At 61.9% G+C, this 5,569-nt stretch carries 5 protein-coding genes; 1 reads left to right on the top strand and 4 read right to left on the bottom strand.

The window, feature by feature from the left end:
- Positions 1-126: 126 nt before the first annotated feature.
- The 4 genes from ACODSV_RS35870 to ACODSV_RS35855 are packed head-to-tail and all read right to left on the bottom strand — an operon-like array spanning position 127 to position 4,360.
- Positions 127-543 (bottom strand): SRPBCC family protein, encoded by a 417-nt coding sequence (locus ACODSV_RS35870; RefSeq protein WP_150056547.1) that lies wholly within the window; start codon positions 541-543, stop codon positions 127-129.
- 55 nt (positions 544-598) lie between these two features.
- Positions 599-1,894, bottom strand: a complete 1,296-nt coding sequence (locus tag ACODSV_RS35865; RefSeq protein WP_454843584.1) for an NAD(P)/FAD-dependent oxidoreductase — start codon at positions 1,892-1,894, stop codon at positions 599-601.
- A complete protein-coding gene (locus ACODSV_RS35860) occupies positions 1,891-2,979 on the bottom strand; it encodes a polyamine ABC transporter substrate-binding protein (protein ID WP_024076033.1) in 1,089 nt (362 codons plus the stop codon). Before ACODSV_RS35860 ends, ACODSV_RS35865 begins: the two co-directional genes overlap by 4 nt.
- A gap of 22 nt (positions 2,980-3,001) precedes the next feature.
- Positions 3,002-4,360 (bottom strand): glutamine synthetase family protein, encoded by a 1,359-nt coding sequence (locus ACODSV_RS35855; protein WP_150056097.1) that lies wholly within the window; start codon positions 4,358-4,360, stop codon positions 3,002-3,004.
- 139 nt (positions 4,361-4,499) lie between these two features.
- Between ACODSV_RS35855 and ACODSV_RS35850 the strand changes: the two genes are divergently transcribed.
- The gene (locus ACODSV_RS35850; RefSeq protein WP_150056096.1) at positions 4,500-5,396 is read left to right on the top strand and encodes a helix-turn-helix domain-containing protein; all 897 of its coding nucleotides are present in this window, start codon (positions 4,500-4,502) and stop codon (positions 5,394-5,396) included.
- Positions 5,397-5,569: the final 173 nt, after the last annotated feature.

The following is a 5,569-nucleotide window of genomic DNA, read 5'->3' as shown; positions in this document are numbered from 1 at the left end:
GGGGCTGCTTCGCAGCCCAACGCGGGGCAAGCCCGCTCGCCACAACAAGCACGCTAGCCACAACAGGCCCGCTCGCCACAGAGGGGGGCAGTTTGATGCGCGACAACGCTACCCTGATAGAGCGGATCAGCCCGGGAAATTCGCCCGCAACGCCTCGACCCCGCCTTTGTAAACCCCGGCAAACAACGCTTCCACCGCGGCATCCGTGGTACCCGCCGCCGGGGTAAACACGCCCGACCAGGTCACCTTGGCCGACGACTCCGTCAGCGCCTCGACCTGCAGCGTCGATAGGTACGCACTCACCGGAAACGGCGACTGTTCAATCGTATAGCTGTAGGTGCGCGCCACGTTATCGAAAGTCTGCAAACGCTCGACCACCACGCCGCCGTCAGCGGTTTGCAGGTGACGTACGCGGCCGCCTTCACCGAGCTCGCTCTTGGTAATCTGCGGCAGCCAGTCCGGCAGGCTGTTGAAGCCACCCACCAGCTGCCAGACCTGATCGGCCGATACCGGAATTTCAATTACTGCGGCTGCTTTTGGCACGGTAAATCTCCAGAAGTCATGGGAAAACGTCGCCCAGACTGCCACGCCCTGCACGTCAATGCATCAATTCCCTCAACCGATACCACAACATCCCCAGTGCCAGCAGCGGCGAACGCAATGCCTTGCCGCCGGGGAAGGTCATGTGGGGCACCCGGCTGAAAATATCCAGGCCTGGGCTTGTACCGGCGTGAATGCCTTCGGCCAGCAGTCGCGCGCACCAATGGGTGACGTTCAGCCCATGCCCGGAATACCCCTGGGCGTAGAACACGTTGGGGTACTGCTTCAAGCGCCCGACCTGGGGGAAGCGGTTGGCGGTAATGCCGATCTTGCCGCCCCATTGGAACTCGATGGCGGTGGTGGCCAGCTGTGGGAACACCTTGAGCATTTTCGGCCGCATATAGGCCGCGATGTCCACCGGATCGCGTCCGGAGTAATGGCAAGCGCCACCGAACAACAGGCGACGGTCTGCGGATAGCCGGTAGTAATCCAGGCCGACTTTCTGGTCGCACAGCGCCAGGTTCTGTGGGATCAGTTGACGGGCCAGCGCCGGCGACAACGGCTCAGTGGCGATGATGTAGCTGCCGGCGGGCAGCACCTTGCCACTCAAGCGCGGCTCCAGTTCTTCCAGATGTGCATTGCACGCCAGCACCAGGTTGGCAGCACGCACCGTGCCGGCGGCGCAACGCACCTTAACCGTGTCGCCATGGATCAGTTCCACCACCTCGGTGTGTTCAAAGATCTGCACGCCGAGGGACTCGGCGACCCGCGCCTCACCCAGCACCAGATTGAGTGGGTGCAAATGCCCGGACCCCATGTCCACCAGGCCACCGGCATAGACCGTCGAACCCACCACCTGTTGTATATCCAGAGGGCCCACCAGGCGGGTTTCATGGGCATACCCCAATGCCGCCAGGTGCTCCTGCTCGCCGTTGAACGCAGCAAACTGCGCCGGGGTATTGGCCAGTTCACAAAAGCCCCAGCGCAAGTCGCAGTCGATGCTGTGCTCGATAATGCGTTCACCCACCAACGCCACCGAATCGATCCCGGCACGCTCCAGGTAACGCACGCCCTCCTCGCCCACGTACTTGGCAAACCCCGCCACGTCATGGCCGATACCGCGAATCAACTGCCCGCCATTACGCCCGCTGGCTCCCCAACCGATGCGTCGGGCCTCCAGCAGGATCACCGAGAGCCCGCGCTGCGCCAGCTCGATGGCCGTGTTGACGCCGGTGAACCCGCCGCCGATCACACACACGTCGGCGGTCAAGTCGGCGCCCAGTGAAGGGCGCTCGACAACCGCGTTGGCCGTGGCTCGGTAATAGGAACGGGCGTGGTCACGGGACTGCATCATTTATTGGTCTTCACTTTGCTCCACGCGCGGGTCATCAGGCGCATGGTCGCCGGGGTCGGCGTGGTGGAAATATAGAGTTTGTCGAGGACTTCCTGGGACGGATACACCTCAGGGTTGTTCACCAGTTCCGGGTCCATGAACGCCTTCGCCGCCGGGTTGGCGTTGGCATAGCCGACCGAGGCACTGACCTTGGCAATCACTTCGGGATCCAGCAGGTAGTTGATAAACGCGTGGGCTTCTTTCGGGTTGCTCGCATCGGCCGGAATCGCCAGCAGGTCAAACCACAGGTTGGAGCCTTCCTTGGGAATCGAGTAGGCAATGTTCACCCCGTTCTTGGCTTCCTTGGCGCGGTTGGCGGCCTGGAATACGTCGCCGGAATAACCAAAGGCTACGCAGATATCACCGTTGGCCAAGTCCGAGATGTACTTGGAAGAATGGAAGTAGGTGATGTAGGGGCGCAGCGTCAGCAACTTGGCCTCGGCTTCCTGGTAGTCCTTGGGATTCTCGCTGCGCGGGTCCTTGCCCATGTAATTGAGGATCGCCGGGAACAGCTCGTCCGCCGAGTCAAGGAAGGCCACGCCGCACTGGTTGAGCTTCTTGAGGTTCTCCGGCTCGAACAGTACCGCCCACGAATCGATATGGTCGATGCCCAGCACCTGCTTGACCTTGTCGACGTTATAGCCGATGCCATTGGTGCCCCACAGGTACGGCACCGAGTGCGCGTTGCCGGGGTCGTTTTTCTCCAGCAGCTTGAGCAGCTTGGGGTCGAGGTTCTTGAAGTTGGGCAACTGCGCACGGTCCAGCTTGAGGAACGCGCCGGCCTTCACCTGGCGCGCGAGGAAGTGGTTGGACGGCACCACCACGTCATACCCGGTGCGCCCCGCCAGCAACTTGCCCTCCAGGGTTTCGTTGGAGTCGAACACGTCGTAGATCACCTTGATCCCCGTCTTGGCCTGGAAATCGGCCAGGGTGGTTTCGCCGATGTAGTCGGTCCAGTTGTAGACGCTGACGGTTGGCGCCGCCTGGCTGGCACTGCTGAACGCCGCCACCAGGGCCAGCGGGAGAAGCTTTTTCACGAGACGCATATCGACACCCCTTTATGATTATTTAGACGCTCAACAACAGGAACTCACGCTCCCAGGAACTGATCACCCGCTTGAAATTCTCATGTTCGGCGCGTTTGACCGCGACGTAGCCACGCACGAACTTGTCGCCCAGGTACTGCTTGACCGTCGCGCACTCCTCCATGCGCACCAGGGCGTCTTCGAGGGTGATGGGCAGGCGCAGGTTGCGCCGCTCGTAGGCGCGGCCCTCCACCGGGGCGCTGGGTTCGATCCGTTCGATCATGCCCAGGTAGCCACACAGCAGGCTGGCGGCTATCGCAAGGTAAGGGTTGGCATCCGCGCCGGGCAGACGGTTCTCCACGCGCATGGCGTCGGGGTTCGAGGTGGGCACGCGCAGGCCGACCGTGCGGTTTTCTTCGCCCCACTCCACATTGACCGGTGCCGATGTGTCCGGTAAAAAGCGGCGGAACGAGTTCACGTTCGGCGCGAACATCGGCAACAGTTTGGGGATGTACTTCTGCAACCCGCCAATGTGATGCAGGAACAGTTGGCTCATCTTGCCGTCGGCGTCGACAAACACCGGCTTGCCCGTGGCGATCTCCACCACGCTCTGGTGCAGGTGCATGGCGCTGCCCGGCTCATCGGCCACGGGCTTGGCCATGAAGGTCGCGGCCACATTGTGCTTGAGCGCGGCCTCGCGCAGGGTGCGCTTGAACACGGTGATCTGGTCAGCAAGGTCCAACGCGTCGCCATGGCGGAAGTTGATTTCCATCTGCGCCGGGCCGTCTTCGTGGATCAGCGTATCGAGGTCCAGGCCCTGGGCTTCGCACCAGTCATAGACGTCCTCGAACAGCGGGTCGAACTCGTTGGCCGCGTCGATGGAAAACGACTGGCGACCGGTCTCGGCACGGCCGGAACGGCCCACCGGGGTTTTCAGCGGCAGGTCCGGGTCTTCGCAGCGCTGAGTCAGGTAGAACTCCATTTCCGGCGCGACAATCGGCTGCCAGCCTTGCTCGGTGTAGAGCTGCAGGACCTTCTTGAGCACATTGCGCGGCGACAGTTCGACGGGGTTGCCCTGTTTGTCGAAGGTGTCGTGGATCACGATGGCGGTGGGTTCAATCGCCCACGGCACCACATAGGTGGCATTGGCCACCGGGCGGCAGACCATGTCGATGTCGGCCGGGTCAAGCAGGTCGTAGTAGATATCGTCGTCGACAAAGTCCCCGGTTACCGTTTGCAGCAACACACTTTCCGGCAGGCGCATGCCTCGCTCATGCAGGAACTTGTTGGTGGGTGCGATCTTGCCGCGTGCAATGCCAGTCAAATCACTGATCACGCATTCGACCTCGGTAATCTTGTGTTCTTTCAGCCAGGCGGACAGCTGATCGAAGGGGGCGTTCATAAGGACCTCGTCATGGGTGGAGTGCTGCGCCGGCCTGTACTCCTGGCGCATTGAGGTCTATCTTGGGCCAGCCGTCGAACGGCATCTATCCACTTTGCACGAACCACAACGCACCAATAGAGTGCGTACGGATCACCCCATGACACAGGCAACCGCCTTGCGCGTACAGGCCTTCACCACCGGTGATGTGGCCGCTCAATGCCGTGCGACACCCGGCTGGGTACAGCAGTACCAGCAGATGTCCCCGGGGCATTTCGCCGGCCGCATCCGCTACCTCGACCTGCAAGGCGTCGAGGTCTACGAAGAGTGCATGAACACCCGTGTGGAGCAGCATTTCAATGCGCCGCCGGGGTCCCTGGCGTTCTGTTTCGATGGCAGCGACAACGCGCTGTACCTGCTGAATGGTGAAAGCCGCAACACGTGGATCACCCCGGAGAACTACCGTGAAGTGGCGGTGGTGTTCGGCCCGCAGTTCGTGCAGCGCCATGGGCTGGATGTGGCGAAACTCGAAGGGCTGTTCATGGCGCCGCTGCTCTGCCAACAGAATGCGTTGTTCAGTCGCTGGCTCAGTGGAACCCTGACGCGCTTGTCCAACACGATCGACCCGGCCAGCCGCGACACCCTCACCCAACAGTTGCTCGACGATTGCCTGTTCATTCTCGATAACGCATGCGTGTGCCTGGACCGCAGTTCATTGCAGCGGCGCAGCCAAGAACGCCAGTTGATGGCACGCATTGGCGAATGGGCGGCGGATGCACCCGATGAAAGCGTCAACCTGCTGGAACTGGCGCGTATCGCCGGCGTGCCGCTGCGCCAGTTGCAGCAGGGCTTCAAGACCTACACCGGGATGAGCCCGGCGCAGTGGTTGCGCTTGCGTCGCTTGAACGGCGCACGGCGGGAGTTGTTGAGCGGTAGCGGAACGACCGTGGCCGAAGTGGCGATGAACTGGTCGTTCTGGCATTTGGGGCGGTTCTCTAACAGCTATAGAGCGCTGTTCAAGGAACTGCCGAGCGAGACCCTCAAGCGCTCACTTTGAAATGCATTCGACAATGTGGGAGGTCTCACGACAGGCCCCACGACAGCGCTATCGCGCAGCAAACTAGCCCCCTTGTGGCGAGCGGGCTGGTTGTGGCGAGCGGGCTTGCCCCGCGTTGGGCTGCGCAGCAGCCCCAAAACCAGTCTCTGCGGAATATCTGGTACACCGCACTC

The sequence above is a fragment of the Pseudomonas sp. FG86 genome, assembly GCF_057808775.1.
This window is presented reverse-complemented; position numbering and strand designations above follow the sequence as displayed.

Coding starts and splice junctions, on each gene's coding strand:
- ACODSV_RS35855 (WP_150056097.1), bottom strand. CDS start 4,360: ATGAACGCCCCCTTCGATCAGCTGTCCGCCTGGCTGAAAGAACACAAG.
- ACODSV_RS35850 (WP_150056096.1), top strand. CDS start 4,500: ATGACACAGGCAACCGCCTTGCGCGTACAGGCCTTCACCACCGGTGAT.
- ACODSV_RS35860 (WP_024076033.1), bottom strand. CDS start 2,979: ATGCGTCTCGTGAAAAAGCTTCTCCCGCTGGCCCTGGTGGCGGCGTTC.
- ACODSV_RS35865 (WP_454843584.1), bottom strand. CDS start 1,894: ATGATGCAGTCCCGTGACCACGCCCGTTCCTATTACCGAGCCACGGCC.